Origin of the sequence: Azoarcus sp. KH32C (assembly GCF_000349945.1) — a bacterium.
In the GTDB taxonomy this organism is placed as follows: Bacteria; Pseudomonadota; Gammaproteobacteria; order Burkholderiales; family Rhodocyclaceae; genus Aromatoleum.
In genome coordinates this window covers 3101234-3128220 of the sequence record NC_020516.1, presented here as the reverse complement: position 1 = coordinate 3128220, position 26987 = coordinate 3101234, and the positions used below count along the sequence as shown (strand labels likewise).

General features: G+C 64.1%; 29 protein-coding genes. 15 read left to right on the top strand and 14 right to left on the bottom strand.

Annotated features, from left to right (window positions below):
• Positions 1 to 14: 14 nt before the first annotated feature.
• The 4 genes from amrS to AZKH_RS13665 are packed head-to-tail and all read right to left on the bottom strand — an operon-like array spanning position 15 to position 3793.
• The gene (amrS, locus tag AZKH_RS13680) at positions 15 to 1103 is read right to left on the bottom strand and encodes an AmmeMemoRadiSam system radical SAM enzyme (RefSeq protein WP_015436377.1); all 1089 of its coding nucleotides are present in this window, start codon (positions 1101 to 1103) and stop codon (positions 15 to 17) included.
• Positions 1100 to 1660 (bottom strand): AmmeMemoRadiSam system protein A, encoded by a 561-nt coding sequence (amrA, locus tag AZKH_RS13675; protein ID WP_015436376.1) that lies wholly within the window; start codon positions 1658 to 1660, stop codon positions 1100 to 1102. The genes amrS and amrA overlap by 4 nt, the downstream gene beginning before the upstream one ends.
• Complete coding sequence (amrB, locus tag AZKH_RS13670; protein WP_015436375.1) at positions 1638 to 2465, bottom strand: AmmeMemoRadiSam system protein B; 828 nt, start codon at positions 2463 to 2465, stop codon at positions 1638 to 1640. Before amrB ends, amrA begins: the two co-directional genes overlap by 23 nt.
• A gap of 56 nt (positions 2466 to 2521) precedes the next feature.
• Complete coding sequence (locus AZKH_RS13665) at positions 2522 to 3793, bottom strand: MgtC/SapB family protein (protein ID WP_015436374.1); 1272 nt, start codon at positions 3791 to 3793, stop codon at positions 2522 to 2524.
• 150 nt (positions 3794 to 3943) lie between these two features.
• Between AZKH_RS13665 and ispD the strand changes: the two genes are divergently transcribed.
• From ispD to AZKH_RS13645, 4 genes are all read left to right on the top strand, one after another.
• The gene (ispD, locus tag AZKH_RS13660; RefSeq protein ID WP_015436373.1) at positions 3944 to 4645 is read left to right on the top strand and encodes a 2-C-methyl-D-erythritol 4-phosphate cytidylyltransferase; all 702 of its coding nucleotides are present in this window, start codon (positions 3944 to 3946) and stop codon (positions 4643 to 4645) included.
• A gap of 6 nt (positions 4646 to 4651) precedes the next feature.
• Positions 4652 to 5149 (top strand): 2-C-methyl-D-erythritol 2,4-cyclodiphosphate synthase, encoded by a 498-nt coding sequence (ispF, locus tag AZKH_RS13655; RefSeq protein ID WP_015436372.1) that lies wholly within the window; start codon positions 4652 to 4654, stop codon positions 5147 to 5149.
• Positions 5136 to 5684 carry an RNA 2',3'-cyclic phosphodiesterase gene (gene thpR / locus AZKH_RS13650; RefSeq protein ID WP_015436371.1) on the top strand — a complete coding sequence of 183 codons (549 nt, stop codon included), beginning with the start codon at positions 5136 to 5138 and terminating at the stop codon, positions 5682 to 5684. The genes ispF and thpR overlap by 14 nt, the downstream gene beginning before the upstream one ends.
• A 137-nt stretch (positions 5685 to 5821) precedes the next feature.
• Positions 5822 to 6301, top strand: a complete 480-nt coding sequence (locus tag AZKH_RS13645) for an aminoacyl-tRNA deacylase (RefSeq protein WP_015436370.1) — start codon at positions 5822 to 5824, stop codon at positions 6299 to 6301.
• 118 nt (positions 6302 to 6419) lie between these two features.
• Here the strand turns inward: AZKH_RS13645 and AZKH_RS13640 are convergent, their stop codons facing one another.
• The 4 genes from AZKH_RS13640 to AZKH_RS13625 form a co-directional block, all read right to left on the bottom strand.
• Positions 6420 to 6860 carry a host attachment protein gene (locus AZKH_RS13640; RefSeq protein ID WP_015436369.1) on the bottom strand — a complete coding sequence of 147 codons (441 nt, stop codon included), beginning with the start codon at positions 6858 to 6860 and terminating at the stop codon, positions 6420 to 6422.
• A gap of 214 nt (positions 6861 to 7074) precedes the next feature.
• Positions 7075 to 7539 (bottom strand): flavodoxin family protein, encoded by a 465-nt coding sequence (locus AZKH_RS13635; protein ID WP_015436368.1) that lies wholly within the window; start codon positions 7537 to 7539, stop codon positions 7075 to 7077.
• Positions 7536 to 8318, bottom strand: a complete 783-nt coding sequence (locus AZKH_RS13630) for a zinc-dependent peptidase (protein ID WP_015436367.1) — start codon at positions 8316 to 8318, stop codon at positions 7536 to 7538. Before AZKH_RS13630 ends, AZKH_RS13635 begins: the two co-directional genes overlap by 4 nt.
• A 5-nt stretch (positions 8319 to 8323) precedes the next feature.
• On the bottom strand, positions 8324 to 9220 hold the full coding sequence (locus tag AZKH_RS13625) for a DMT family transporter (RefSeq protein ID WP_015436366.1): 897 nt from the start codon (positions 9218 to 9220) through the stop codon (positions 8324 to 8326).
• Between the two features lie 111 nt (positions 9221 to 9331).
• On the opposite strand from AZKH_RS13625, the gene AZKH_RS13620 reads away from it, so the two are divergent.
• On the top strand, positions 9332 to 11548 hold the full coding sequence (locus tag AZKH_RS13620; protein WP_015436365.1) for a bifunctional (p)ppGpp synthetase/guanosine-3',5'-bis(diphosphate) 3'-pyrophosphohydrolase: 2217 nt from the start codon (positions 9332 to 9334) through the stop codon (positions 11546 to 11548).
• A 45-nt stretch (positions 11549 to 11593) separates the two neighbouring features.
• On the opposite strand, the gene ppk1 is transcribed toward AZKH_RS13620, so the two are convergent.
• Positions 11594 to 13675, bottom strand: coding sequence for a polyphosphate kinase 1 (ppk1, locus tag AZKH_RS13615; RefSeq protein ID WP_015436364.1), 2082 nt, complete (start codon positions 13673 to 13675; stop codon positions 11594 to 11596).
• 195 nt (positions 13676 to 13870) lie between these two features.
• Here ppk1 and ppx point away from each other — a divergent pair, with 195 nt between their 5' ends.
• The 7 genes from ppx (at position 13871) to AZKH_RS13580 (ending at position 20563) form a co-directional block, all read left to right on the top strand.
• Complete coding sequence (gene ppx / locus AZKH_RS13610; RefSeq protein ID WP_015436363.1) at positions 13871 to 15382, top strand: exopolyphosphatase; 1512 nt, start codon at positions 13871 to 13873, stop codon at positions 15380 to 15382.
• Between the two features lie 9 nt (positions 15383 to 15391).
• A complete protein-coding gene (locus tag AZKH_RS13605) occupies positions 15392 to 16510 on the top strand; it encodes an ABC transporter permease (RefSeq protein WP_015436362.1) in 1119 nt (372 codons plus the stop codon).
• A complete protein-coding gene (locus AZKH_RS13600) occupies positions 16507 to 17286 on the top strand; it encodes an ABC transporter ATP-binding protein (protein WP_015436361.1) in 780 nt (259 codons plus the stop codon). Before AZKH_RS13605 ends, AZKH_RS13600 begins: the two co-directional genes overlap by 4 nt.
• A complete protein-coding gene (locus tag AZKH_RS13595) occupies positions 17286 to 18251 on the top strand; it encodes an MlaD family protein (protein WP_015436360.1) in 966 nt (321 codons plus the stop codon). Before AZKH_RS13600 ends, AZKH_RS13595 begins: the two co-directional genes overlap by 1 nt.
• Positions 18252 to 18280: 29 nt before the next feature.
• On the top strand, positions 18281 to 18901 hold the full coding sequence (locus AZKH_RS13590; RefSeq protein ID WP_172642470.1) for an ABC-type transport auxiliary lipoprotein family protein: 621 nt from the start codon (positions 18281 to 18283) through the stop codon (positions 18899 to 18901).
• A 63-nt stretch (positions 18902 to 18964) separates the two neighbouring features.
• Positions 18965 to 19765: an enoyl-CoA hydratase gene (locus AZKH_RS13585; protein WP_015436358.1), complete on the top strand. Its 801-nt coding sequence runs from the start codon at positions 18965 to 18967 to the stop codon at positions 19763 to 19765.
• A gap of 33 nt (positions 19766 to 19798) precedes the next feature.
• Positions 19799 to 20563 carry a TatD family hydrolase gene (locus tag AZKH_RS13580; protein ID WP_015436357.1) on the top strand — a complete coding sequence of 255 codons (765 nt, stop codon included), beginning with the start codon at positions 19799 to 19801 and terminating at the stop codon, positions 20561 to 20563.
• Here AZKH_RS13580 and AZKH_RS13575 read toward each other — a convergent pair.
• Entirely contained in the window at positions 20560 to 21156 is a 597-nt protein-coding gene (locus AZKH_RS13575) for a TetR/AcrR family transcriptional regulator (RefSeq protein ID WP_041656183.1), read from the bottom strand. The genes AZKH_RS13580 and AZKH_RS13575 overlap by 4 nt on opposite strands.
• Before the next feature lie 173 nt (positions 21157 to 21329).
• Between AZKH_RS13575 and AZKH_RS13570 the strand changes: the two genes are divergently transcribed.
• The 3 genes from AZKH_RS13570 (at position 21330) to AZKH_RS13560 (ending at position 24901) form a co-directional block, all read left to right on the top strand.
• Positions 21330 to 22079, top strand: a complete 750-nt coding sequence (locus AZKH_RS13570; RefSeq protein WP_015436355.1) for an electron transfer flavoprotein subunit beta/FixA family protein — start codon at positions 21330 to 21332, stop codon at positions 22077 to 22079.
• Between the two features lie 2 nt (positions 22080 to 22081).
• On the top strand, positions 22082 to 23014 hold the full coding sequence (locus AZKH_RS13565) for an electron transfer flavoprotein subunit alpha/FixB family protein (RefSeq protein WP_015436354.1): 933 nt from the start codon (positions 22082 to 22084) through the stop codon (positions 23012 to 23014).
• 90 nt (positions 23015 to 23104) lie between these two features.
• Positions 23105 to 24901 (top strand): acyl-CoA dehydrogenase, encoded by a 1797-nt coding sequence (locus tag AZKH_RS13560; protein ID WP_041656180.1) that lies wholly within the window; start codon positions 23105 to 23107, stop codon positions 24899 to 24901.
• A 92-nt stretch (positions 24902 to 24993) separates the two neighbouring features.
• On the opposite strand, the gene AZKH_RS13555 is transcribed toward AZKH_RS13560, so the two are convergent.
• Genes AZKH_RS13555 through AZKH_RS13540 form a run of 4 tightly spaced genes read right to left on the bottom strand, consistent with a single transcriptional unit; the run spans position 24994 to position 26973 of the window.
• Entirely contained in the window at positions 24994 to 25779 is a 786-nt protein-coding gene (locus AZKH_RS13555) for a peptidylprolyl isomerase (protein WP_015436352.1), read from the bottom strand.
• On the bottom strand, positions 25779 to 26069 hold the full coding sequence (locus tag AZKH_RS13550; RefSeq protein WP_015436351.1) for a BolA family transcriptional regulator: 291 nt from the start codon (positions 26067 to 26069) through the stop codon (positions 25779 to 25781). Before AZKH_RS13550 ends, AZKH_RS13555 begins: the two co-directional genes overlap by 1 nt.
• The gene (locus AZKH_RS13545; RefSeq protein WP_015436350.1) at positions 26066 to 26365 is read right to left on the bottom strand and encodes a YciI family protein; all 300 of its coding nucleotides are present in this window, start codon (positions 26363 to 26365) and stop codon (positions 26066 to 26068) included. Before AZKH_RS13545 ends, AZKH_RS13550 begins: the two co-directional genes overlap by 4 nt.
• A complete protein-coding gene (locus AZKH_RS13540; RefSeq protein ID WP_015436349.1) occupies positions 26365 to 26973 on the bottom strand; it encodes a septation protein A in 609 nt (202 codons plus the stop codon). The genes AZKH_RS13545 and AZKH_RS13540 overlap by 1 nt, the downstream gene beginning before the upstream one ends.
• Between the last annotated feature and the right edge of the window lie 14 nt (positions 26974 to 26987).

The following is a 26987-nucleotide window of genomic DNA, read 5'->3' as shown; positions in this document are numbered from 1 at the left end:
GCTTCAGAGCAGCGTCAGCTATGCGCCGAAGATCGCTGCCGATGGATGCTAACCGGAATGCGTCGGGAACCGAAGGGCGCGGAAAAGTGCTCGTAGCGGCCGGGCAGCCGGGTACCGCAAGCTCGACAAGCGCCGTCGTCGTCCAGCGCGTAGTCGAGGATCTCGTACCAGTCGCGTTCGATGACGGCCTTGCCGCAGCCGGGGCAATACGTGGTCCCGCCGTCGGTGTCATGGACGTTGCCGGTATAGACGTACTTCAGTCCATGTTCGAGCGCGATGCGGCGTGCGCGGGTAAGCGTCGCCGCAGGCGTATGCGGGATCTCGGTGAGCTTGAAGTCCGGATGGAAGGCTGTGAAATGCAGTGGCACTTCGGTGCCCAACTCGGTTGCGACCCAGTGCGAAAGTTCGTTCAACTCCTTGTCCGAGTCGTTCAGTCCTGGGATCAGCAGGGTCGTGATCTCCACCCAAACATCGGATTCATGGACCAGCCACGTAAGCGTGTCGAGGACAGGTTGAAGGTGGGCACCGCAGGTGCGGACGTAGAAATCGTCGGTGAAGCCCTTCAGGTCGACGTTTGCGGCGTCCATGTGGGCGTAGAAGTCCGCCCGCGCGGTCTCGGTGATGTAGCCCGCGGTCACAGCCACGGCCTTGAGGCCGTGGACATGTGCGGCCTGAGCGGCATCGATTGCGTATTCCGCAAAGATCACGGGATCGTTGTAGGTGAAGGCGACGCTGCGGCAGCCCCAGTCGACGGCCGTGCGGGCGATTTCGTCGGGCGAGGCCGAATCCATCAGCCTGTCCATGTCGCGCGACTTGGAAATGTCCCAGTTCTGGCAGAACTTGCAGGCCAGATTGCAGCCGGCGGTGCCGAAGGAGAGCACGCTGGTACCGGGGTAGAAGTGGTTCAGCGGCTTCTTCTCGATCGGATCGATGCAGAAACCGGAACTGCGGCCATAGGTTGTGAGGACCATCGCCTCGCCTTCGCGCATGCGCACGAAACACGCGCCGCGCTGGTCAGCGTGCAGCTTGCAGAATCGCGGACACAGATCGCACTGGATGCGGCCATCGTCCAGCTTGTGCCAGTAGCGCCCGGGGTAGTTCATGACGGCGACTCCTTCCACTTGCGCACTGTGTAAGTGGCAGCCATCAGATTGTTTGCGGGGCGGTCGGGCGCAAGGCCGGCCTTCTGCTTCAGGGCTGCCAGGAATATTTTCGGATCGCGTAGCTGCTCCCACACCTGCGGCAGGAAGGTCGCGCTGCGACACCCGGCGAACAGCAGTACGCCGTCGATGTTGGGTCGCAGAAGCGCCACGAGCTCGTCTTCGTCGGCAAATTCCAGAAAACTGGGTTCGGACAGCAGCGACACTTCGACGCGGAGATTGTCCAGTTCCTTGTGTTCGAGCGGCGGAAAACGCGGGTCGCGGGTTGCAGCCCCGATCGCATTGTCTACGACATCGTCGGCAAGCGATCGTTGCGCCCGCACGCTGCCGATGCAGCCGCGCAGGTCACCGCTCCGTGTCAGCGTGACGAAGCTTGCGCCCCGGTCGGCGAGGCGTTCGTCGTCCGCCGGGGCGGCGTCACCGGCGACTTCGTGGTGGATGGCCTGCCGTGCTCGGGCGAGCAGGATCGGGCCGAGTTCAATGTCGGGCGGCAGCGGCATGAGCGGCGGACTCGGTGAAAGCGATGCTGGCATAGCCGACGACGCGGGAGCGGTCTCCAGCGGTATCGCCGGAATTACGCAGATCCAGCAAGTGAGGTTCGAGGCCGCGTGCGGCGGCCGCCCGGATCAGGCCGTTGATCGGCGTGGCGCCGCAGGCCTGTTGGTGGTCCAGCACCGGCTTCATGCGCAGCACCTGGTCGACCGCGTGGCGGTCGGTGCTCCGAGCCTGATCGTAGGTGTGATAGTGCGAGAGGTCGGAACTGATCAGGATCAGCGTCTCGGGACCTCCCCACAATTGGCCGAGCAAATCCGCAACCTGTTCACCGGTAGCGCCGCCGACCAGTATGGGAACGATTTCGAAGGCATCCAGGACCGTCTGCAGGAAGGGGAGCTGGACCTCCAGGCAGTGTTCGAACTCGTGCGGCCGGTCGTCGACGACGACGTCCGGGCGTGCTTGCAGTGCCTGCCAGTCCGAATGGTGGAGCTTGACCATGCCGAGAGGCGTCGCGAAGGATTGCGAGGCGGGCAGCGCGAAGCCGCGAACTTCGGCACGGTGGGCGGGGCCGAGCATCACGACTTTCCGAACCCGCTGGCGCAGCTCTGTCGCGCAGGCATAGCCGGAGGCCGCGACCGGCCCCGAATAGACGTAACCCGCATGCGGCACGACCAGCGCCTTCGGCGCGTGGACGACCTCCAGCGGAACGGCCGTCGAAAGCATCTCGGAAATCTGCATCTGCAGGACGCGCGGGTCGTCCGGATAGAAATAGCCGGCAACCGCAGCCGGGCGAATCGAAGCAGTGGCCATGGCACCCCTTGATGGGTTGTCTGAAGCGGGAAAGGTGTCCGGTAAGGGCAAGGTAATTATAGGCCTGAGGCTTGTATGGCATGCCACCCGATGCTCATCAGCAGGCCAATGCCGACGGCGCCCATGCCCCAGAGAATCTGGAGGCCGAGCTTGCGTCCGCCGACCGACACGGCAATACCCGTCTTGAAGACGAGGTTCGCGAACATCGCCAGGCCGATAGCAACCGCCGCGGCATCGAGTTGCAGTTTGCCGAGCGAGAACAGACGCATCGAGGACAGCGCGATCGCGTCCAAATCGGTCAGGCCGGAGACCAGCGCCAGGACGTAAAAACCCTGGGTGCCCGCGATTTCCTGCAGCCAGGCCGACACGAAGAGCACCAGCGCGTACACCATGCCGAACGTAAGCGCCGCGCGGAGTTCGGTCGGGTTGCGGGTTTCGGGCAGCAGTGTCTTGCCGACCGTCTGCGCCCGCCAGTACCAGAACAGGCTGACGGCGCCGAGAGCCAAGGCTGGAGAAATGGTGATGACCAGCGTCGTGAGCATGCCGGGTGCGACGACGGCGGCGATCAGCGCCACCCGGACCATCATCACGAGATTGGCGAGCACGATCACGAGGGCGGCCACCGGGGTCGCCGCCGGCGTCGAGCGGGTATTGCGGGCATAGATGAGCGTCGTCGCCGTGCTCGAGGCGAGTCCGCCCGCGATGCCAACCAGCGCCGTGCCATAGCGTGCGCCGACCAGCCGCAAAGTCCCGTAGCCCGCCAGGCTCAGTCCGGAAATCAGCACCACCATCCACCACACCTGCCGGGGATTGACCGCGTCGTAGGGATCGAAGGTGCGGTTGGGAAGAATGGGGAGGATCACCAGCGACAGCACGCCGAGCTGGAAGATCGAGACCCATTCGCGCGCTTCGAGGCGTGTCGCGATGCCGCGAAGCTCGGTCTTGAAGTACAGGAGGATGGTCGTGACCACCGCGAGCATGACGGCGATCGTCGCATGCCCTAGCCAGACCGCCGCGCCGAGCGAATAGCACAGGAGCAGGGCGGCCACGGACGTGGTCCCCGGGTCGACCGCGTCCGGATGCTGCAGATAAGCCGCGACGATCATGATGCCGACGAGTGCCATGCCCAGCACGAAGGGCGCCACGCTCGACATATCCTCACCGATCATCGCGGCGAGGGCCCCCAGCAGCGAGACGAGGCCGAAGGTGCGCAAGCCGGCGCGCGCCGAGGCGACCCGTTCGCGTTCGAGCCCGATCAGCAATCCGATTCCGACCGCGATACCGAAGGCCTCCACTTGCGCCGGATCGAAGGGTTTAGCGAAAGGCATGGTGCGGGAACCTCCTGCTCTCTTTGAAACACTCTATTACTTTCGTATGCGCAGTCAATGCGCTGGTATCGGATCGATGTCTTCGGCACAAGAAGTCTTTCACAGCCCCAAAGCGCCGCATGCCACGACGGCGCGGTTAGAATCCGCGCCATGCAGAACTTTCATCCCAGACATTACGCGATCGTGCCGGCCGCCGGCAGCGGCAGCCGCATGGGCGGGGCCCAGCCCAAGCAGTACCTCGAACTGCTCGGCAAGCCGCTCATTCGTCACGCGCTCGAGGTCCTCTGTGCTACGCCCGAAATCGACAAGGTTTTCGTCGTCCTGTCCGTGGGCGACGCCGAATGGGGCCGCCACGACTGGTCCGCACTGGGGCCAAAGCTCGTGCCGCTCTTCTGCGGCGGCGCGACGCGGGCCGATAGCGTCCTGAGCGGCCTGCGCGCCATTGCCGGCGAGGCCGAACAGACGGACTGGGTGCTCGTCCACGACGCGGCAAGGCCCTGCCTCGCCCGGTGGCACATCGAGAAGCTGATCCACGGACTTGCCCATGACGAAGTCGGCGGACTGCTCGCGATCCCGGTCGCCGATACCCTGAAGCGAGCCGACCCCAGTCGCCACGTGCTCGAAACCGTTCCGCGGGACAGCCTGTGGCAGGCGCAGACGCCGCAGATGTTCCGCTACGTGATGCTGCGCCGGGCGCTCGAAGCCGCAACCCACGTCACGGACGAGGCGAGCGCAATCGAGGCCGCCGGTCTGCACCCCAAGCTGATCGAAGGCGACGCGACCAACCTCAAGGTCACTTATCCGCTCGACTTGCACCTCGCCGAGTGGATCCTCAACAATCGTGAAGGCTGACTTGCGATGAAAGTGCCATTCCGCATTGGCCAGGGCTTCGACGTTCATGCACTGGTCCCTGGGCGTCCGCTGATCATCGGCGGCGTTACCATCCCGCACGAGCGGGGTCTGCTCGGACACTCGGACGCCGACGTGCTGCTGCATGCGCTGACCGACGCCCTCCTGGGCGCCGCGGGCCTTGGCGATATCGGGCGACTCTTCCCGGACACCGACCCTGCACATGCCGGCGCCGACAGCCGCATGCTGCTGCGCGAAGCCTATGCCGCCGTGCGGGCCGCCGGTTATGTCGCAGTGAATGTCGATGCGACCGTGATCTGCCGCGCTCCGAGGATCCTCCCCCACGCTCCGGCGATGGTCGCCAATATTGCCGCCGATCTCGGCATCGAAGCGGGCGACGTCAATATCAAGGGCAAGACCACGGAAAAGCTCGGTTTCACCGGAAGGGGAGAGGGCATCGCCGCGCAGGTAGTCGCCCTGCTCGTCAAAGACGATGGCGTCGCCTGACACTCCGCGTGAAAGTGCCGCGCGCGTCTTCTTCGCGCTGTGGCCGGACGAAGCGACGGCCCGCAGCCTGTTCCGGCTCTCGGCCGAGGCCCACGCGGCCTGCAAGGGCCGCCGCATGCGCCGGGACACGATCCACCTGACGCTGGCCTTCATCGGCGATGTTGCGCACGAGCGACTGCCGCAACTGATGGCAGTGGGCGACCGCGTTGTTCCGGCGGCGTTTACCCTGCGGCTCGATCGAATCGCCGGCTGGCGTCACAACCGCATCGTCTGGGCCGGCACCGATTCGACGCCCGAACCGCTGACAGGCCTCGTCGAGTACCTGAACGCCGCGCTTGCCGAAGCCGGTTTCCCGGTCGAACAGCGCAAGTTCGCACCGCATGTCACCTTGCTGCGCAAGGCGGAAGGCGAACTGCCTCGGGGCGAGATCGCGCCGCCGATCGATTGGCAGGTACGAAGCTTCTCACTGATGGAGTCGGTGCGCAGTCATGAAGGCGCGCAGTACGTCCCGCTCAGGACCTGGATCGCGACGTAGCTCGGGCAATCCGGGTGCCCGCGTTCTAGAATGGATTACCGGCGACGGCGAGGGGCGCTGCAGGGGGCAGGGGATTCGGGAATCCCGTACTTGGGCGAAAACTAGACCAATCGCCCGCTTCAGTCTGGAGAGCGGCCATGGCAATCGCAACCAAAGTCGAGCAGTACATAGAGGAGCGCGGTCTGAATTACGACGTGCTCACCCACCCACATTCCCACAACAGCATGGAAACGGCGCGACTTGCGCGCGTGCCGGCAAGCAGCCTCGCAAAATCGGTGGTCCTCCTGGACGAAGCGGGCTACCTGATGGCCGTTCTGCCGTCGACGCAACACGTGCATCTGGGCTGGCTCAGCAAGGCGATGGACCGCCCGCTGCGTCTGGCGACTGAAAGCGAACTCGCCGAGCTCTTCGCCGACTGCGAACCGGGCGCCATCCCTCCGATCGGAAGCCTGTACGGATTGCCGGTGGTGATGGACGACAGCCTGATGGAACAGGACGAAATCTATTTCGAAGCCGGCGATCACGAGAAAGTGATCGAAATGGGGCGCGACGACTTCATGAGGATGATGTCCGACGCCCGTCACGTGCACTTCGGCGAACACTACTGGCGTCACTGAGCCAACTAACCCCGGCGGGGGGCAAAAAAGCGGGGCGCCAAGCGCCCCGCTGCTCTTCGGGCCGCTCATCGCGGACCCATCGTCTCCTGAGGAGAGACGCTTCGAAGAAACTGTCGAGTCAGAGGAAGAGACAAGACGCCAGCCGATCGCGCAGCACCGGCTCAGGCGACTTGGTGTAATCCTTCTCGAAACGGTCGGTAATCATCTGTGCCGTCGGGCTGTCCATGACGGCATTCAGCATCCCCATGAATGATGGCGGCGCGCATACGATCGCACGCCCGAATGCATTGGTCGCTCGCCCGTGGTAGAGCTCCTGTGCGATTTCCTGTGCAAAGATCTTCGCTTCATGCTCCTTGGGCATCGTTTGCTGGATTTTCGCTCCGCTGCCGTTTCCGAAGCCGGGCATGCTGCCGGCACGGTCGGTCACGAGTTCGGAGTTTTTCTGTCGGCTTTCAGGGTGGATTAGTTCCTTTACCAGAGTCAGTCCCTTGTTGGGACCTAAATTCGCGTAGAGCTTCGCCAGGCTGGCATTGGCAACCAGAATCCAGGTAATCGCCATGAATCGTCCTCCGGGAATTGAGTAGAACGTACTGCCTGAGATCACTACACGGCAGTCATCCCAGCTTAGACCGTGCTCTTGGCGAGCGCAAAGTGAATCATCACCCTCCTTTGGCCGACCTCCCGGAGAAGCGCTCCATACGCCGCCTTACGTCAAATGCGTATGCAATAATGTCCCTGTAGTAGCTTAGGGACATCCGTTAGACATCGAAAGATCAGAAGATCCCCAGAGCAAGGCCGGTCGCCATGGCTTCGCCCAGTTCCTCACAACGCTCCAGGTCGGTGGCCGTCACGGTCCCGCGGACGATGATCTCCTCGGCGACGCGCTTCCACCCGTAGCCGTTCGCGATCCGGCCGATCTCCCGCACCGCGCCGCGTCCGTCGTTGCCGGCGCTTACGAACACGGCGAACGGCAGGCCGACGAGCTTGCCTTCGCAGGGGTAATAGGTGCGATCGAAGAAGTCCTTCAGCGCGCCGGACATATAGCCGAAATTCTCCGGTGTACCGAGCAGGAGTCCGTCGCAGGCGAGCAGGTCCTCGACCCCCGCATCAAAAGCACGGCGGACGACGGTTTCCGTTTCGTCCACGCGTTGAGCACCGCGCACTGCGGCGTCCGCGAGCTTTCCCGTGTTGCCGCTTTGCGTGTGGTAGACGATAAGAAGCCGCTTCCGGTCGCTCACGCTTGCGCCTCCTCGAGCCTGCGCTGCCCGGCGGCCGGATCGACGCCGTAAAACTCGCGCAACTGCAAATAGACTTGCGGGAACTCTTCCTCCAGATCGCACGGCGCTTCGAAGAAGGATTCCGACGCGACGGCGAAGAACTCGGCGGGATGCTCGGAACCGTAGGGATCGAGCAGCGTCTCCTCATTGGCGTCGACCGCATCGCAGAAGCGCTCGTAAGCCTCCGAAAACGCCTTCGCCCATGCCTTGCGCGACATCCCGGGAGGCAGTACCGGCATGCCGTCGATGTCGCCGTTCTCCATGTCCAGCTTGTGCGCGAATTCGTGGATCACGACGTTCACACCCTCGGGTGCTTCGCCTTCGTCGTACCAGGACACGAGTACGGGACCGCCTTCCCAGGCTTCGCCCAGGACTTCGTCGTCGTACTTATGGACGACGCCGGCCTCGTCCATGATTTCGCGCGGGATGACGAAGTCCCCTGGATAGACGATTACGCCGACCCAACCCCGGTAGGCATCGAGTCCCGCACGCAAGATCGGCAGGCAGGCCTGCAACGCGATGCCGAGGATCGCTTCGTCGCTCAGCGTCATGCCCTGCGCGCCGTGGAACTCCTTTTCCGCGATGAAGTTGCGCGCGAGTTCGCGCAGCCGTTCCCGGTCGGGCGGTTCGAGGAAGTCGAGGAAGGGCAGCTGCGCCTCGACGCGTTGCCAAAGCTCCGGCGAAATCTGCACGCCAGCCAGGCGTCGGTCCCGCCGCCATTTGCGCACGAATTCGAACATGTCGCTCAACCTGCCGGCCGGCGCGTCGCCAGGAAGATTCCGGCAAACACCAACGCGATGCCGACGATGTGGTACCAGAACGGACGCTCGCCGAGAAAGATCGACGCGAGAATCGTCGTGAAGACCGGCATCAGGTGAATGAATTGCGAGCTGCGATTGGGGCCGACCGCAGCGACCGCAGCGTTATAGAAAACATAGCCCAGAAAACCCGGGAAGATCCCCGTGTAGAGCATGCCCGCCAGCGACCGAAGGGATACGTCGACGCTGCGAACCGTCGCCGTCTCCCACAGATAGGCGGGCAGCAGCGGCATCAGGCCGACGACGGTGAAGGCAGCCAGCAGCAACATCGGATCGATGCCCTGCGGACGCCATTGCAGTCCCACCGTATAGATCCCCCAACTCAGCACTGCGAGGAGCATCCATAGATCGCCGCGATTGAGCGTCAGCCCGAGGAGCGTATCGAGGCTGCCGTGGCTGACGATCGTCGTCACGCCCGTAAAGGACACGATGATCGCGAGGCCCTCCAGGCGGCTCAGGCGCTTGCCGAGCAGGAGGAAGGCAAGGGCCATGGTTGCGATCGGTACGAAGGAGTTGAGCAGCGCTGCGCTGGTTGCCGTCGTGTACTGCAGGGCGATGTAGGCGAAGGTGTTGTAGCAGCCCACGCCGAGCAGGCCGAGGACGACGACCGGCCGCCAATTGGCCTTCAGTAGCGGCCATTGGCTTTTCAGATGGGGCAGCGCGAACGGAAGCACCAATACCAGGGCGATCGCCCAGCGCCAGAAGGCGAGCGCCAGCGGAGGAACCGCTTCGCGTAGCCCTCGACCCATCACCATGTTGCCGGACCAGAAGAGGACGGTCAGAAACAAGAGCAGGTAGGGGTTGCCGAAGAGTCTGTTCTTCATTTGTTCTTTTTGGAGAGTGCAGTGTTGCCGGGGTCCGAGCGGCGATGATCGCACAGGGTCTTGCAATTTGGAGAGGGGCGCGGGGCGGCGTTGATATGGGATAATTAAAAGATGGTTTCCGTTACTCATGCCATCTCACAAAACGACGCCGCGCCACCGATCGACCTGCTCGCCGACGGGCTGAGCGCCGACGAGCGCCGCCTGATCGAACAAGCCCTCGAACTGGCCGAAGGCGTCTATGAAAGCCACGTCTTGGGGACGGGCGAATCGGTTTGGACTCATGCGATCGGCATGGCGCTGATTGCCGCCTCGCTGCGTCTCGACGCCGAAACGCGCATGGCGGCCTTGCTGTTCGCCGTCGGGGACTACATCGACGATGCAGTCGAAATCGTGTCGACGCGCTTCGGCGCGCCGGTCGGCCATCTCGTCGACGGCCTGCGCCGCCTCAACGGTCTGCGCCTGCTCACGCGCATGACCGCAAAGGCGACCGCGCCCGAGATCCGGGCGCAGACCGAGGTGCTCCGCAAGATGCTGCTCGCGATGGTCGAGGACATCCGCGTCGTATTGCTTCGGTTGGCGTCGCGCACGCAGACGCTGCGTTACTTCACCGAGCACAACGTGGAAGTCCGCGTCGACGTCGCGCGCGAAAGCCTGGACATCTACGCACCGCTCGCGAACCGCCTCGGCGTTTGGCAGCTCAAGTGGGAGCTGGAGGATCTCTCCTTCCGCTTCCTCGAGCCCGACACTTACAAGCGCATCGCGAAGATGCTCGATGAACGGCGGGTGGAGCGTGAGAGCTTCATCCAGTCGTCGATCGAACGCCTCCAGCGCGAGATCGCCGCGGTCGGCATCAAGGCCGAGGTCTACGGTCGCCCGAAGCATATCTACAGCATCTACAACAAGATGCGTGCGAAGCGCCTGGATTTCTCGCAGGTATACGACATCCGCGCGCTGCGGGTGCTCGTAGCGGAAGTGCGCGACTGCTACACGGTGCTCGGCATCGTGAACCAGATCTGGCAACCGATCGCGCAGGAATTCGACGACTACATCAGCAATCCGAAAGGCAACAACTACCAGTCCCTGCACACCGCCGTGCTCGCGGGTGATGGACGTGCGCTCGAAGTGCAGATCCGCACCTACGACATGCACAAGCACGCCGAGCTGGGCGTCGCCGCGCACTGGCGCTACAAGGAAGGCAAGGGCCACGCCGGCAGCGAATACGACGAGAAGATCGCGCTGCTGCGCAGCCTACTGTCCTGGCGCGACGAGGTCGCGGACTCGGCCGACTGGGTCCAGAAATTCAAGCGCGCGTCGCTCGACGACACGCTCTATGTGCTCACGCCGCAAGGAAAGGTCGTCGACCTGCCGCGTGGCGCGACGCCGGTCGATTTCGCCTACCGCCTGCACACCGACCTGGGCCATCGCTGCCGTGGCGCGAAGGTGGACGGGCATCTCGTGCCGCTCAACACCGTGCTCGAAAACGGCCAGACCGTCGAGATCAGCGTGGCGAAGGAGGGCGGCCCGTCGCGCGACTGGCTCAACGTATCCCAGGCCTACGTCGCGACGACGCGTGCGCGGAACAAGATCCGGCAGTACTTTTCGCAGCGCGAGGAAGAGGAACTGCTGGCGCGCGGTCGCAGCTTCGTTAACCGCGAGCTGCAGCGTGAGCGCGTCACTCGCGCGACCAACATCGACGAATTGGCCGGCAAGCTCGGATTCAAGAACGCGGAATCGATGTTCCTCGCCGCAGGCCGCGGTGAGGTGGGCCCGCGCTCCGTCCAGCATGCGCTACGGGAGGCGCGCGACACCGACATTGCCGAAGCGCCCGCGGCCGAGCCGGAAATCGTCATCGGACGCAGCCATGCCGCAGACTCGAACGACAAGGTCCTGATCGTCGGGGTCGGCAAGCTGATGACCTCGCTCGGCCGCTGCTGCAAGCCGGCGCCGCCCGACGCGATCGAAGGCTTCGTCACGCGCGGTCGCGGCGTTTCGATCCACCGTGTGGACTGCCCGGATTTTCAGCGCCTCGTGCACAAGCATCCGGAGCGCGTGATCCAGGCCGACTGGGGCGACAAGGCGCTGAACAGCCGCGAATCGGTATTCCCGGTTGACGTCTCCGTTCAGGCCAGCGACCGCCAAGGGCTGCTGCGGGACATTTCCGAAGTGCTGTCGCGTGAAAAGCTCAATGTGATCGCGGTGAACACGCTGACGAAGCGCGGCACTGCCTTCATGCGCTTCACAATGGAAGTCGGCGGGGTCGCGCAACTGCAGCGGGCGATGACCCTGATCCGGGAAGTCCCGGGCATCTTCGACGTCCAGCGCAAGTGAGTGCTGCGGCCCGGATGCCCTGGGCTCCGGGCCGTGCTTGTCCGCTCAATGGGCGCCGGCCAGATCCGAAAGGAGGATCGCTTGGGCCGCTCGATGCACCCCACGTGGCGTCTTGCGGCGATAGCGCCCGTCCTCAAGCATCTCCCACGCCTGGCAGTTGTCGCCGAGATACGCGCGCAGGCCTTCCTTGATCACCCGGCGCTTCAGACGCGGGTCGAGCACGGGGAAGGCGATTTCGATGCGGCCGAAAAAGTTCCGATCCATCCAGTCCGCACTCGACAGATACACCCGGTCCTCGCCGTTCGCGCGGAAGAAGAAGATCCGGTGATGTTCGAGGAAGCGTCCGATGATCGACCTCACCCGGATGTTCTCGGACAAACCCGGTACGCCTGGCCGCAGTGCGCACGGGCCGCGCACGATCAACTCGATCTCGACACCGGCCTGCGAGGCCGCATAGAGTGCCTCGATCGTTTCGGGTTCGAGCAAGGCGTTCATCTTCGCGATGATGTGGCCGCGGCCACCCGCACGCGCGATCTCCGCCTCCGCGTTGATCGCATTGACGACGTTTCGCTGCAGTGAAAACGGCGCCTGCCACAGGTGGCGCAGCGATCCGGCTTGCCCGAGTCCCGTCAGCTGCTTGAACACTTCCGCGATGTCCTGCCCGATTTCCTCGTTGCAGGTCAGGAGGCCGAAGTCGGTGTAGAAACGCGTGGTTCCCGGATGGTAATTGCCCGTGCCAAGATGAACGTAGCGGCGCAGCCCGTCCTCTTCGCGGCGAACGAGCATCAGCAGCTTCGCGTGCGTCTTGTAACCGAACACGCCGTACACGACGTGCGCGCCCACCTCTTCGAGCCGGTTCGCCCAGGTGATGTTCGCTTCCTCGTCGAAACGGGCCATCAATTCGAGCACGACCGTCACTTCCTTGCCTTTCTGCGCGGCGCGGACCAGGTGTTCCATCAGTACCGAATCGGTGCCGGTCCGATAGACGGTCATCTTGACCGCCAGAACCGCCGGATCGTCGGCTGCCGCACGCAGCAGGTCGATCACCGGGCTGAAGCTCTGGAACGGGTGATGCAGCAGGATGTCCTGGCGGCGGATCGCGTCGAAGATATCGACCCGCTTTTCGAGCGTTTTGGGCAGGCGGGGCGCGAAGGGCGGGTATTTCAGGTCGGGGCGCGCCACCCAGTCCGGCACCTGGTTCAGGCGTACCAGGTTGACGATGCCCGGGGTCCGGTAAAGGTCCTTGGCGGTGAGGCGGAAGTGCTGCAGCAGGAAGTTCGCCATCGTGTCGGAGCAGTTGTCCGCCACTTCGAGGCGCACGCCGTCGCCGTAGTGGCGTTGCTGCAATTCGCCCTTGAGCGAAACGCGCAGGTCCTTGACCTCTTCCTCATCGACGAACAGGTCGGAATTTCGCGTCACGCGGAACTGATAGCAGCCGAGAACCTCCATGCCCGAGAACAATTCGCCGACGTGGCAGTGCAGGATCGACGAGAGGAACACGAAGGAGTGTTCGTGTTCGCAAATCTCGACCGGAAGCCGGATCACACGGGGCAGGGCGCGCGGCGCCTGGACGATCGCCGCGCCGGAATCTCGCCCGAAGGCGTCACGCCCTTCGAGCTCCACGGCGAAGTTGAGGCTCTTGTTCAGGACGCGGGGGAAGGGGTGCGCCGGATCGAGCCCGATCGGGGTCAGCACCGGCATCACCTCCCGCAGGAAGTAATCCCTGACCCATGCGCGCTGCGGTTCGTTCCAGACGCTGCGGCGCAAGAAGACGATTCCTTCGGCTTCGAGTGCCGGCAGGATGTCCTCGTTGAGCAGCTCGTACTGCTCCGCGATCAGGTTATGCACTTCCTTGCTGACGCGATCGAGCAATTGCGTGGGCGTCAGCCCATCGATGCCGACCGTGCGGCTCCCGAGGCGGATCTGCTCCTTGATGCCGGACACGCGGATCTCGAAGAATTCGTCCAGGTTGCTCGACACGATGCACAGGAAGCGCAGGCGTTCGAGCAAGGGCACGCTGCGGTCGGCGGCTTGAGCCAGGACGCGGCGCTGGAACTGCAGCAGGGACAACTCGCGATTGATGAAATGGTCGGCGGGGTAATGTTGTTGACGGTTGATTCTTGGCATCTTTGGATGATCGTCGGTCGGGGCGCTATGCCCCAATTATGTGACATTCGTGTTTCCGTTAGATGAAAGCATGCACAATCGTTCCACTGTGCACGTACAGCATTTGTGGCAATGTTCGCGGCGGCGCCCGCCCAAGGAGGTCGCGAATGTTAGAATGCGCCTCACCCTGATCTCCGCGACTGCGGTGCCCACGCCATGACGCAAGAGCTGATCGCAGCGATCGACCTCGGTTCCAACAGCTTCCGCCTGCAGGTGGGCCGGATCGTCAATGACCAGATCTATCCGCTCGACGGAATCAAGGAAGCTGTACGCCTTGCAGCGGGGCTGTCGCCCGACAAATATCTCGACGCAGCGGCGCAGAAACGGGGCCTGACTGCGCTGATGCGCTTCAATGAACGTCTGCGAGGGTTCAGTCCGGAATCCGTGCGTGCGGTCGCGACCAACACGCTCCGTGTCGCCAAGAACGCGCCGGCTTTCCTCGTGCAGGCCGAGGCCGCCCTCGGTGTGCCGATCGAAGTCATCGCAGGTCGCGAAGAGGCGCGTCTGATCTACGTCGGCGTCGCCCACACCTTGCCCGACCCCCATCTCCAGCAACTCGTCGTCGATATCGGCGGCGGCTCGACCGAATTCATCATCGGCCGCAGCTTCGAGCCCATCGTGCTCGAATCGCTGTACATGGGCTGCGTCAGCTACAGCCTCCAGTACTTCCCCAACGGCCGCATCGACAAGCGTTCGATAAAGGAGGCGGAGATGGCCGCGAGCCGGGAAATCCAGGCGATCTCGCACGCCTACCGCGAGGTGGGGTGGGAAGTGGCGGTCGGATCGAGCGGTTCCGCAAAGGCGCTGGTCGAGATTCTCGAGCAGAATGGCTTGACGGAACAGGGCATCACGCGTGACGGACTGGAGCGGCTGCGGAATATTCTGCTGCGGGCAGGAAGTCTCGACCGCGTCTCGCTCGCCGGACTCAGGGGCGACCGCCTGCCGGTGTTGCTCGGCGGCTTTGCGATCATGTCGGCCGTGTTCCACGAGTTCGGACTGGAGCGGATGGTCTTTTCGGAAGGCGCGTTGAGGCTCGGCGTCCTTTACGACCTGCTCGGCCGCTATCACCACCATGACCTCCGCGACGCCACGGTCTCCGCGTTCGTCGTACGTTATGGCGCTGACCGGCGCCATGCGGCAAAGGTCGCCGACACGGCCGCTCATCTGTTCACGTCGCTGGTCCCGGAGAGTGCGAACGAGGAAAGCGCCGCGTATCAGGATCTGCGTTTCCTGCGCTGGGCAGCGACGCTCCACGAAATCGGCATTTCGGTCGCGCATTCGAGCTATCACAAGCATAGCGCCTACATTCTCGCCAACGCGGACATGCCGGGTTTCTCGCGTATGGATCAAGGCCGGTTGGCGCGCGTCGTCCTCGCGCACCGCGGCAAGCTGGAACGGGTGTCCGCCCTCGATCCGGAAAGCGCCGACTGGCTGCTCATCGCGTGCCTGCGTCTCGCGGTCATCGTGCATCGTGCGCGGGACGGCCGCGGCATCCCGCCGCTCGAACTGCTGCGTGACGGCCGGAATTTCATCGTAGCTGCACACGACGGCTGGCTGAGACAGCTTCCCCTTACGGCAGCCGCGCTCGACGAAGAGCAGCGACACTGGCATTCCGTCGGGCGCAGTCTGGTGCTGCGGAGCGAACCTGGCCGCATCCTCGTCGCCTAAGGTCCGTCGATGCGCAGGCCGGTCATCAAGGCTGACACTCCCGCATCGGGCCAACGAGAGTTGTCGCTTGGCGGCGACTGGACGCTGCGCGCGCTGAGCCCTCACCTCGCGACGATCCGGCGAAGCGTCGCAGGAGCGGGGGAGGACACCGGGTGGCGCCTCGGCGATATCACCCGTCTCGACAGTTTCGGCGCCGCGCTGCTATGGCATGTGTGGGGAAAGCGATGGCCCGCACGCATTGAACTCCCCGACGAGCTGCGCGCGATCATCGCCCGCGTGGCGGACAGCGCCGACCAACCACTGCCACGGCCCCCTGGCTTTACGCTCACCGACGCAGTCGCCTTCATCGGCTTCACCCTGTTAGGATTCGGCCGGCACGTCCTCAACTTCATACACCTGCTCGGCCAGCTTTGCCTCGATCTCGGATACCTGATGCGTCACCCGCGCGAGTGGCCGCTGCTCGAGATTTCGGCGAACGTCTTCAAGGTCGGCCTCAAGGCGACACCGGTCACGGCGCTGGTCGGCTTCCTCATCGGCATCGTGCTGTCCTACCTCTCGGCGCTGCAACTGAGGGCCTTCGGCGCCGACATCTACATCGTCAACATCCTCGGCCTCGGCATCGTGCGCGAGCTCGGGCCGGTGCTGGTATCCATCCTCGTCGCGGGGCGGTCGGGCTCTGCAATGACTGCGCAGCTCGGGGTGATGCGCGTCACCGAGGAGGTCGACGCGCTCACCGCGATGGGCATTTCGCGCACGCTGCGCCTCGTGCTGCCCAAGGTCGTCGCACTGACGCTCGCGATGCCCTTGCTGGTCTTGTGGACCAGCTCCGTCGCGCTGCTCGGAGGCATGGTTTCCGCTTGGTTTCAGCTCGATCTCGACATCAACTTCTTCATCGACCGTCTGCCGGCCGTGGTTCCGATCGCCAACCTGTATATCGGGTTGGCCAAGGGCGCCGCTTTCGGGTTGCTGATCGCGCTCGTCGCCTGCCATTTCGGGCTGCACGTTCGTCCCAACACCGAGAGCCTTTCCGCGAACACCACCGCGTCCGTCGTCTCTTCGATCACCATCGTCATCCTCGTCGACGCCTTGTTCGCGATCGCGACGCGGACCATCGGAGTGCCGCGATGAGCGAACGCCCCGTGATCGAGATGAGCGGCATCGTCACCCGTTTCGGCCAGAACCTCGTTCATGACGGTATCGACCTCACCATACAGCGCGGCGAAGTCGTCGCGCTCGTCGGCGGATCGGGCACCGGCAAGACGACGCTCATGCGCCACATCATCGGGCTTACGCGGCCCGCCGCCGGCGACGTCTCGGTGTTCGGTGCGCCCTTGTTTTCCGGGACCGTGAAGGAACAACGGGCCCGGCGGCGCCGCTTCGGGGTGCTCTTCCAGCACGGAGCGCTCTTTTCCGCGATGACCGTCGCAGAAAACATCGGATTCCCGCTCAGGGAACTACGGGTCGCGAGCCGCGCCGAAATTGACAACCTCATCGCGCTCAAGCTCGCGATGGTGGAACTGGAGCCGGCGACGGCGTGCCGCATGCCGTCGGAACTCTCAGGCGGCATGGTCAAGCGGGTGGCCCTCGCGCGCGCCCTTGCGCTCGAACCGGAACTGCTGCTTCTCGACGAACCGACAGCCGGTCTCGACCCCGATTTGAGCGCGAGTTTTGTCGAACTGATCCGTTCGTTGCAGAATCAGCTTGGGCTGACCGTCGTGCTCGTCACGCACGACCTCGACACGCTCGCTGCGCTGGCAACGCGGATCGCGGTGCTCGCCGATCGGCGCATCGTCAGCTACGCGTCACTCGAGGAAACCATGGAAGTCGATCACCCGTTCATCGAGCGTTTTTTCCGCGGGACGTACGGTCGCCGCGCGCTCGCGGGCATCGGAGGCAATCCCTGATGGAAAATCGTGCCCATGCGCTCGCCGCCGGGCTTTTCGTCCTGATCTTGGGCGCCGCCTTGCTCGGCGCCCTGTGGTGGTTTTCTGACGGGCGCGAATCGCAACAGCGCGTCTACATCCTCGAAACGACGGGCAACGTCACGGGCCTCAACATCGAAGCCCAGGTCCGCTACCGCGGGATCTCGGCCGGCAAGGTTTCGCAGATCCGCATCGACCCCCAGGATCCGCGCAAGATCCTGGTGACGATCCGCATGCGCAGCGACATCCCGCTCACCCGCGGGACGCGGGCGAACCTGGCTTATCAGGGCGTGACCGGCTTGGCGTACGTCCAGTTGCAGGATCGCGGTGAAAATCCCGAGCTGCTTGCCGCCGCCGGTGACGAAGTACCGCGCCTGCCCCTCGATCCGGGGCTGATGGACCAGTTGTCCGATTCCACGCTGGATACGATGCGTCGTCTGAAGGCCGTTGCCGACCGCATCAATCAGGTCTTCAACGACGAAAACCTCGAGCGCCTGACGGACACGATGCAGCGCCTGCAATCGGCAGCAGCCGGAGCCGACCGCACCTTTGCCCAAGCACCGGAAGCGATCGCGTCCATACGCAGCGCGCTCAGCCCCGACAATATCCGACGACTGTCTGCGACGCTCGACAATCTGGAACATGCGAGCGCCGGCGCGGCCCCCACGCTCGGAGAAATCCGCAGCCTGCTTGTGCGTCTCCAAGGCATCGCCGAGCACCTCGACGAGACGGCGAACGCCGCGGAAACCCGCGTGCTCGACGACACGGTTCCGCGCCTCAACGGCTTGCTCAAGGATCTGTCCGTAACCTCGCAGCGAATCGGACACCTCGTGCAGGAGGTGGAAGGAACGCCGCAGATGCTGCTGCTGGGTCGTGGTCCGAGGGCACCCGGCCCGGGTGAAAAGGGCTTTGCAACGCCACCGCCGAATAACAACACAACGAAATGAATCGTCACCGGATGGGACGCAATCGCACGATGAACTCTACGGCACGCCGCTGCCTCACATGCCTTGCTCTTTCATTTGGCCTCGCCGCCTGCGGGAGCCTCAACGGCAATCGTTCGCCCGCGACTGCAATCTACGACCTCGGCCTGCCCGACGCAGTGCCGCTGCAAGGCACGCTGCTTCCGGCGTCGATCGAAGTCCGGGCGCCTTCCTGGCTCGCGGGAAACGCGATGCAATACCGGCTGGAATACGCTCAGCCGTCCCAACGCCAGGCCTACGCCGAAAGCCGTTGGGCCTCGCCGCCGGCGGAACTGGTGGAAGTCGGCCTGCGCCGCATGCTCCCGCCGGACGGTCGATCCGCTTGCCGCTTGCGGCTTGATCTCGATGAATTCACGCAGGTCTATGGGACGCACGACGGCAGCCAGGCCCTCGTGGCAGCCCGCGCCGAACTCCTTGCACCGCGCGGCGACACGGTTCTTGCGCGCCGCGACCTGCGAATCACTGAAGTGGCTCCAAGGCCGGACGCGAGCGGCGGCGTTGTCGCGCATCGCACGGCCAGTCGGCGGCTGGCCGAAGAACTCGCCGGCTGGCTGGCGGGCATCGCTTCCGCGCCGAACGGAGGAGATGCGATCCAACGCGCCTGCGCGAGATGAGTCGCGGGTTCGGGCATAATCAAGCGTCATCGGCCATCGGCCACCACTAGGAGACGTTACCGCATGAGCACACTGGCACACTCCAGCGACGCACCGATCCTCCTGCGCCGCGACGAAGGCGGAGTCGCGTACCTGACCCTCAACCGTCCCCTGCAATTCAACTCGCTGTCCCGCGAAATGCTGGAGGCGCTGATTGCAGCGGTCGATGCCATCGCCAAGGACACGAGCGTCCGCGTCGTCGTGCTGGCAGGGGAGGGCAAGGCCTTCTGCGCGGGCCATGACCTCAAGGAAATGCGCGGCAACCACTCGCTCAAGTTCCAGCAGGAACTCTTCAAACTGTGCGGCAAGTTCATGGTCAAGCTCACCGAGCTGCCACAGCCCGTGATCGCCCGCGTCCATGGCATCGCGACCGCCGCCGGATGCCAGCTCGTGTCGATGTGCGATCTCGCCGTCGCGGCCGACGTCGCGCGCTTCGCCGTTTCGGGAATCAACGTCGGCCTCTTCTGCGCCACGCCCAGCGTCGGCCTTTCGCGAAACATGGGGCGCAAGGAAGCCTTCGAAATGCTCGTCACGGGCGACTTCATCGATGCCCCCGAAGCCCAGCGTCGCGGGCTCGTGAACCGGGTCGTGCCGCTCGGCCAACTGGACGACGAAATCGCAAAGCTCACCGCATCGATCTGCGCCAAATCGCCGCTCGCGATCCAGATGGGCAAGCAGATGTTCTACCGGCAGCTCGAAATGGGGATGGAAGCCGCTTACCAGATCGCGGCCGAAACCATGGCCTGCAACATGATGTCCGAGGACGCCGCCGAGGGCATCGACGCCTTCATTGCGAAGCGGAAGCCGGAGTGGCGCGGGCGCTGACAAGCAGCCGATGATGCCCGTCGTCGAAACAACATGCTCGTCGATACCCACATCCATCTCGACGCCGCAGAATTCGACGCCGACCGCGACGCCGTCCTGGCAGCTGCCCGTGCCGCGGGCATCGGTCGTTTCGTCGTTCCCGGCGTCGAGGTCGCCAACTTCGATGCCGTCGCCGCGCTTGCGGAGGCGCATGCCGACATTCGTCACGGATATGGCATCCATCCACTCTACGTCGGAAAGGCACGCGATGAGGATCTGGAGATCGTCGAAGACCGGCTTGGGCGAGGGGGGCCGATTGCCGTGGGCGAGATCGGCCTCGATCTCTTCATTCCCGAACCTGAGCTCCCGCGTCAGGAAGCCTTCTTCGTCGCGCAACTGAAACTCGCACGGAGCTTCGGTCTGCCGGTCATCCTGCACGTGCGCCGCGCGGTCGATCACATCCTCAAGCACCTCCGCCGCATCGAGGTGCCTGGCGGCATCGCCCACGCCTTCAACGGCAGCCGTCAACAGGCGGACGTCTTTATCTCGATGGGATTCAAACTGGGATTCGGCGGCGCAATGACCTTCGATGGCTCGCGTCGCATCCGGGAGCTTGCCGCGACGCTACCGCTCGATGCGATCGTGCTCGAGACCGACGCGCCGGACATCCCGCCCGCGTGGGGGCAGGGGGCACGCAACGAACCCGCAAACCTCGCGCGCTTCTGCGAAGTCCTCGCCGGACTCCGCGGAATTCCTTTCGACGAGGTCGCTGCCGCGACGACGCGCAACGCGGCAAAGGTCTTCGGCGAAGAAACCTAGCTCGTGACCTTCATGCTCGCCGACTGCGCAATCAGGTCGGCGATGTCGCGCTTGACCCGCGCCACGTCGCTGTCGAACTTGTCGTAGATCATCAGCGAGATCCCGAACACGTACGCATAGAGCAGCATGCAACGGCTCGAGGCCTCTTCCATCGGTACGCCGCAAGCGAGGAACAGCTCGCGCGCGCAGCGCAGGCGCCAGTCGTCCACCTCGGCGACGATCGCCGCTGCGTCGGAATCACGCCGCGCCCAGTCGCGGACTGCGAGTTCGATCATCGCACCGCGCCGGCTCCGGCTCGTGCTGTAGACGTCGATCACATGATAAATCTGCTGCAGCTCGCGCCCCGGCTCGGCCCGGGTCTGCTTGACGATGTCACGGATCCGGCCTTCCTTCCAGACCTGGAGGACCGCCATCAGCAGGTCCCGCCTGTCCTGGAAATGCCAGTAGAAGCTCCCCTTCGTCACCTTCAGGCGCTTTGCGAGCACCTCCACGCGAAGGCCCGAAATCCCTTCCTCGGCGAGCACCTCGGTGGCCGCTTGCACCCATGCATTGCGGTCCAACTGGACCCGTGTTTTCGTCAAGTTATTCTCCATACGGCATAGTATTGACTATTAGTGAGCCATACGCTACCGTATGCACACCATACCGATGCGTATGGAACGACTTTTTGGTCCGGCGGTCAAGGTGCGATTCATCTTTTGCGATGACATAATGCCCACTCGAAGAGCAACCGCCGAAAAGGCAATTAGACAGAAGGAGTGCGGCTTTGAAGATTTTGGTCCCCGTCAAGCGCGTGGTCGATTACAACGTCAAGGTGCGAGTGAAGGCTGACGGCACCGGCGTCGATATCGCGAACGTAAAGATGTCGATGAACCCCTTCGACGAGATTGCAGTGGAAGAGGCGGTGCGCCTGAAGGAAGCCGGCGTGGCGACCGAAGTTGTGGCGGTGAGCTGCGGCGTCGGCGCGTGCCAGGAGACGCTGCGCGCCGCGATGGCGATCGGTGCCGACCGCGGCATCCTGGTTGAAACGGACGTCGAGCTGCAGCCGCTGGCGGTGGCGAAGCTCCTGAAGGTGCTGTGCGACAAGGAAGCCCCGCAACTCGTGATCTGCGGCAAGCAGGCGATCGACGACGACGCCAACCAGACCGGCCAGATGCTCGCCGCGCTGATGGGCTGGCCGCAGGCGACCTTCGCGTCGAAGGTGACGCTGGCCGACGGCCGCGCGACCGTGATGCGCGAGATCGACGGCGGTCTCGAAACGCTCGAGATCAAGCTGCCGGCGGTCGTGACGACCGACCTGCGTCTGAATGAGCCGCGTTACGCGACGCTCCCGAACATCATGAAGGCGAAGAAGAAGCCGCTCGACACCGTGAAGCCTGCGGATCTCGGCGTCGATGTCGCCCCGCGTCTGGCGACGCTGAAAGTGGCCGAGCCGCCGAAGCGCAGCGCCGGCGTGCGGGTGGCGGACGTCGCGCAACTCGTCGACAAGCTCAAGAACGAAGCGAAGGTGATCTGAAGATGGCGATCCTGGTTATTGCTGAACACGACAACGCGTCCCTGAAGGCCGCAACCCTCAACGCCGTCTCGGCTGCCGCGAAGATCGGTGGCGAGATCCACGTGCTCGTCGCCGGTGCGAACTGCGGCGCGGCCGCGGAGCAAGCGGCAAAAGTCGCCGGTGTGGCCAAGGTGCGCGTCGCCGATGCCGCCCACTACGAAGGCCAGACCGCCGAGAACGTTGCGGCGCTGGTCGTCGCCAATGCCGCGGGCTACAGCCACATCCTTGCCCCCAGCACCGCCAATGGCAAGAACGTCGCCCCGCGCGTCGCGGCGCTGCTGGACGTCGCGCAGATCTCGGACATCGTCGCGGTCGAAGACGCCGACACCTTCGTGCGCCCGATCTACGCCGGCAACGCGATGGCGACCGTGAAGTCCGCTGACGCCGTCAAGGTCATCACCGTGCGCACGACCGCCTTCGAAGCCGCGGGGCAGGGCGGAGCAGCAGCCGTCGAAGCCGTCGCTGCCGGCCCCGACCTGGGCCTCACGACGCTGAAGGGCCGTGAGCTCACGAAGAGCGCGCGCCCCGAACTGGGTGCTGCGAAGATCATCGTCTCCGGCGGCCGTGGCCTCGGCAGCGGCGAGAACTACCATCAGCTGCTGGAGCCGCTCGCGGACGCCCTCGGCGCGGCGCTCGGCGCTTCGCGCGCCGCGGTCGACGCGGGCTACGTGCCGAACGACTACCAGGTCGGCCAGACCGGCAAGATCGTCGCCCCCCAGCTCTACATCGCGGTCGGCATCTCGGGCGCGATCCAGCATCTGGCGGGTATGAAGGACTCCAAGGTGATCGTCGCGATCAACAAGGATCCGGAAGCGCCGATCTTCCAGGTTGCCGATTACGGTCTCGTCGGCGACCTCTTCGAGGTGGTGCCGGAGCTGGCGAAGGCCGTCGCCTGACGACCGTTTCACAAGAACGATAACAAGCCGCAAAGGACTGCGCCCAACCGGGCGCGGTCCCTTATAAACAGGTATCGGGAGAAAGAACACATGAGTCACTACACTGCACCCATCCGTGACATGCAGTTCGTGATGCGCGAACTCGCAGGTCTGGACGAAGTTGCGAAGTTGCCTGGCTGCGAGGAAGTGTCGCCGGATCTGGTCGACGCCATTCTCGACGAGGCCAACAAGTTCGCCAGCGGCGTCCTTGCTCCTCTGAACCGGTCAGGCGACCAGGAAGGGGCACGGTGGGAAGACGGCAGGGTGATCACGGCGAGCGGCTGGAAGGACGCCTATCGCCAGTTCACGGAAGCCGGCTGGACGGCGCTTGCCTGCGAACCGGAATTCGGGGGCCAGGGCCTGCCCAAACTGGTTGCCACTGCAGTGATGGAAATGTGGAAGTCGGCCAACATGGCGTTCTCGCTGTGTCCGATGCTGACGAACGGCGCGATCGAAGCGATCGCGCTGACCGGTACCGACGAACAGAAAGCCACCTACCTGCCGAAGATGATCAGCGGCGAGTGGACCGGCACCATGAACCTCACCGAACCGCAGGCGGGCTCGGATCTGGCGGCCGTTCGCACGCGCGCAGAACCGCAGGGCGACGGCACGTACAAGATCTTCGGCCAGAAGATCTTCATCACCTACGGTGAACACGACCTCACGGACAACATCGTTCACCTCGTACTGGCACGTCTGCCGGATGCACCGGAAGGCGTGAAGGGCATTTCGCTCTTCGTGGTGCCGAAGTTCATGGTCAATGCGGACGGCACGCCGGGCGCGCGCAACGATGTCCATTGCGTGTCGATCGAGCATAAGCTCGGTATCCACGCGAGCCCAACCTGCGTGCTGGCCTTCGGCGACAGCGGCGGCGCCATCGGCACGCTCGTCGGCGAGGCCAACCGTGGTCTCGAATACATGTTCATCATGATGAACGAAGCCCGCTTCGCGGTGGGCATGGAAGGCCTGGCGCTGTCCGAGCGCGCCTACCAGCACGCGCTGGGTTACGCCAAGGATCGTATCCAGGGGACCGAAATCGGCGTCCGCGGCGGCCCGAAGGTCTCGATCATCCATCACCCCGACGTTCGCCGCATGCTGATGTCGATGAAGTCGCAGACGGAAGCCATGCGCGCCTTGGCCTACGTCGTCGGCGCTGCGACCGACGTCGCCCACGCTCATCCGGACGAGAACGTGCGCGCTCAGAAGCAGGCTTTCGTCGATCTGATGATCCCGGTCGTCAAGGGCTGGCTCACCGAAAATTCGATCGAAGTGAGCTCGACCGGCGTGCAGGTTCATGGCGGTATGGGCTTCATCGAGGAAACCGGCGCTGCCCAGCATTTCCGCGATTCGCGCATTACGACGATCTACGAAGGCACGACCGCGATCCAGGCGAACGACCTGATCGGGCGCAAGATTGCCCGCGAAGGGGGCGCCACCGTGAAGGCTGTCATCGGCGAAATGCGCCGCGTGGCCGCCAAACTGGCGGAAGAATCTTCGGATTCCTTCGCTGCGATGCGCAAATCCCTCGAGGCCGGCATCGCCGCGCTGGAGTCGGCGGTCGAGTACATCCTCGCGACTTACGGCAAGGACGTGAAGGCTGCATCAGTGGGTTCGGTGCCCTTCCTGAAGCTCCTGGGCATCGTGGCCGGTGGTTGGCAGATGGCCCGTGCCGCGTTGGTCGCGCAAGCGCGCCTGGCCGAGAATGCGGATGGTGGGGACTTCTACCGGACGAAGATCGTGACCGCACGCTTCTACGCCGACCACATCCTGCCGCAGGCCCAAGGGCTGGCCTACACGGTCGTCAACGGTGCGCAGAGTGCGCTGGAGCTCGCCGAAGAGCAGTTCTGAGGCGGGAGAGGGGAGGGAGCGATTCCCTCCTTTCAGTCAAAAAAAAGCCAGCTCGCTTACGCGGCTGGCTTTTTTCTTAGCGGTTGGGCCGCTTACTCCACCTTCGCCTTGGCGCGCAGGTCCATGATGTGCTTCTCGATCTTCTGCTGCTGCAGACGCTGTTCGAGCTGCGGCTTCACGGTGGCGAAGTCCGGTGCCTTGAGGTCGCGAACGTCGTCCAGCTGGATGACGTGATAGCCGAACTCGCTCTTGACCGGGGTCGCGCTGTACTGTCCCTTCTCGAGCTTGACCATCGCTTCGGCGAACGGCTTCACGAACATGCCGGGGTTGCTCCAGCCGAGGTCGCCGCCGTTGTCCTTCGAGCCGGGATCCTTCGACTGCTTGGCCAGGGTCTCGAACTTCTCACCGGCGCGCAGCTTGGTGATCACGGCCTTGGCTTCGTCTTCGGTTTCCACCAGCACGTGGCGGGGCTTGTATTCCTTGGTGCCCATCTGGCCCTTGATGGTCTCGTATTCCTTCTTCAGGTCGGCTTCCGAAACCGGGTTGGCCTTCACATAATCCTGGATGTAGGCGCGCAGCAGCACGGCTTGGCGGGCGAGATCCATCTGGGCCTGGATGTCCGCCTTCTTGTCGATGCCCTTCTTCGCCGCTTCCTGGGCGAGCACTTCACGACGGATCAGTTCCTCGCGCACGGCGTCGTGCAGCTGGGGGGTGTCGGGCGCCCCTTGCGAGCGCTGTTCGTTCAACATCACGTCGGCCCGGGAGGCGGGAATCGCGGTGCCGTTGACCTTGGCCGCCGGCGCCGTGGCAGCGACGGCCGCATGGGCGATCAGGCCGGCGATCAGGCCGAAAGCGAGACGGCTGGGAAAACGTTTCATCAAAGTTCCTTTCGGGTAGGTTGAGAGTTGGCCTCTTCGGCCGTCAGTGCACCATCGATCGCCAGGGCATGAACGCTTGTGCGCATCAAGTCTCCCAGCGCGTCGTAAATCATTCGCTGCCGAGCCACCTTTGTCTTGCCCGCAAAGTGGTCGGAAACGACGGTCACGCGGTAGTGGCCGCCGCTGCGGGCCCCTGCGTGGCCCGCGTGAAGGTGGCTGTCGTCGCCGATGTCTACCGACACCGGTTCGAGCGCAGCAAGGCGCGCGCGGATCTCTTCGATGACGCTCACGGCAGCACTTTCTTGAACGGGCGCACGCTGGTGCGTGCGAAAACGCCCTCGCTGACGTACGGGTCAGCAGCGAGCCAAGCCTCGGCTTCGGTCTGCGAGGGGAATTCCGCGACAACGAGGCTGCCGGCGAAACCTGCGGGGCCGGGATCGGGCGAGTCGATCGCGGGCATCGGTCCCGCGATCAGGAGGCGCCCTTCGTCACTGAGCGCCTGGAGCCGGGCGAGATGCGCCGGACGTGCCGCCATGCGCTTGTCGAGCGAACCGGGGGTATCTTCCCCGATCAGTGCGTAAAACATCAGGTTGTTTCCTCGTTCATGTGTCTGGAAAGGTAGAAACCCTGGAGGATCACGAACAGCAGCATGAGCCCCGTGCCGCCGAACAGCTTGAAGTTGACCCAGGCCTCTTCGGAAAAGTTATACGCTATATACAGGTTCAGCCCACCCATGCAGGCGAAGAAGGCCGCCCAGGCGAAGTTGAGGCGCGGCCAGACGGGCTCGGGCAGGCGCACCTGGGCTTCGAGCATCTTCCGGATGAGGTTGCGTCTCAGAACGAGGTCGGAGACCAGCAGGGTGCCGGAGAACAGCCAGTAGAGCGCTGTCGGCTTCCACTTGATGAAGGTCGGGTTATGGAAGAAGAGGGTTGCGCCCCCGAATACGGTGATGATCGCGAGGCTCACCCACAGCATCGCATCGACCTTTCGGTGACGAATCCACACCCACGCGATCTGCGTGAACGTCGCGACGATAGCGACGGCAGTAGCAATGAGGATGGGCGCCTGCGAGGGTTCAATGCCGCTCCCGAGCCAGCGGGATGCGAGTTCGAATGCCGTTGCCTGACTGCTGCCTGCAACCTTGTATGCACCGAAGAATAGGATGACGGGAAGCAGATCGAAAAGAATCTTCATGCGGAAACATTATA